General features: G+C 48.7%; 1 protein-coding gene. It reads left to right on the top strand.

Features of this window, described 5'->3' with window-relative positions; all coding sequences use genetic code 11:
- Positions 1-1966 (top strand): hypothetical protein (locus MLE17_RS18820; protein WP_243350310.1); only part of this gene is annotated, 1966 nt, incomplete at both ends.

Here is a 1966-nt window from a genome sequence, read left to right on the forward strand (position 1 = left end):
GAAATATACTTACACCAACCGTAAGCGAACCAACGCTAATCAGCTGCGACGGCAATATGACTTATGTCTTTACCTACAAAGATTGCAGCGGTCATAGCCACGACTGGAGCTATATCTATACGATAGCTCAACCGGACTTCACGTTACCGGCCAGTGGAGATTCCACCGTCAATTGTCCGGCAGATGCCGTTCGTCCGACAGCTCCTGTAGTGAAAGACGCTTGTGGAAATATCCTGACCCCAACCATAACCGAACCAACGCTAATCAGCTGCGAAGGCAATATGACTTATGTCTTTACTTACCAGGATTGCAGCGGTCATAGCCACGACTGGAGCTATGTCTATACGATAGCCCAACCGGACTTTATGTTGCCAGCTAATGGAGATTCCACCGTCAATTGTCCGGCAGACGCCGTTCGTCCGACCGCACCTGTAGTCAAAGATGCTTGTGGAAATATCCTGACACCAACCGTCACCGAACCAAGCCTAATCAGCTGCGAAGGCAATATGACTTATGTCTTTACTTACAAAGATTGCAGTGGCCACAGCCACGACTGGAGCTATATCTATACGATAGCCCAACCGGACTTCACGTTGCCAGCTAATGGAGATTCCACCGTCAATTGTCCGGCAGACGCCATTCGTCCGACCGCACCTGTAGTCAAAGATGCTTGTGGAAATATCCTGACACCAACCGTAAGCGAACCAACGCTAATCAGCTGCGACGGCAATATGACTTATGTCTTTACCTACAAAGATTGCAGCGGTCACAGCCACGACTGGAGCTATATCTATACGATAGCCCAACCGGACTTCACGTTACCGGCCAATGGAGATTCCACCGTCAATTGTCCGGCAGATGCCGTTCGTCCGACAGCTCCTGTAGTGAAAGACGCTTGTGGAAATATCCTGACACCAACCATAACCGAACCAACGCTAATCAGCTGCGAAGGCAATATGACTTATGTCTTTACTTACCAGGATTGCAGCGGTCATAGCCACGACTGGAGCTATGTCTATACGATAGCCCAACCGGACTTTATGTTGCCAGCTAATGGAGATTCCACCGTCAATTGTCCGGCAGATGCCGTTCGTCCGACAGCTCCTGTAGTGAAAGACGCTTGTGGAAATATCCTGACACCAACCATAACCGAACCAACGCTAATCAGCTGCGAAGGCAATATGACTTATGTCTTTACTTACCAGGATTGCAGCGGTCATAGCCACGACTGGAGCTATGTCTATACGATAGCCCAACCGGACTTTATGTTGCCAGCTAATGGAGATTCCACCGTCAATTGTCCTGCTGAAGCAGTCCAACCGACTGCACCTGTAGTCAAAGATGCTTGTGGAAATGACCTGACGCCAACATTAACCTCACCAAGTCTCATCAGTTGTGATGGAAATATGACATACGTCTTTACCTACAAAGATTGCAGTGGTCACACTCACGACTGGAGCTACGTCTATACGATTGCTCAACCGGACTTCACGTTACCAGCCAACGTTTCTGATACGGTTAATTGTCCGGCAGACACCGTTCGTCCGACCGCACCTGTAGTCAAAGATGCTTGTGGTAATGACCTGACGCCAACAGTAACATCCCCAAGTCTAATCAGTTGTGACGGCAATATGACCTATGTCTTTACGTACAAAGATTGCAGTGGTCACACTCACGACTGGAGCTACGTTTACACGATTGCACAACCGGACTTTACGTTGCCGGCCGATGGATCATCAACGGTCAATTGTCCTGCTGAAGCAGTCCAACCGACTGCACCTGTAGTCAAAGATGCTTGTGGAAATGACCTGACGCCAACATTAACCTCACCAAGTCTCATCAGTTGTGATGGAAATATGACATACGTCTTTACCTACAAAGATTGCAGTGGTCACACTCACGACTGGAGCTACGTCTATACGATTGCTCAACCGGACTTCACGTTACCAGCCAACGTTTCTGATAC

Origin of the sequence: Parabacteroides sp. FAFU027 (assembly GCF_022808675.1) — a bacterium.
Classification (GTDB): Bacteria; Bacteroidota; Bacteroidia; order Bacteroidales; family UBA7332; genus CAXXIC01.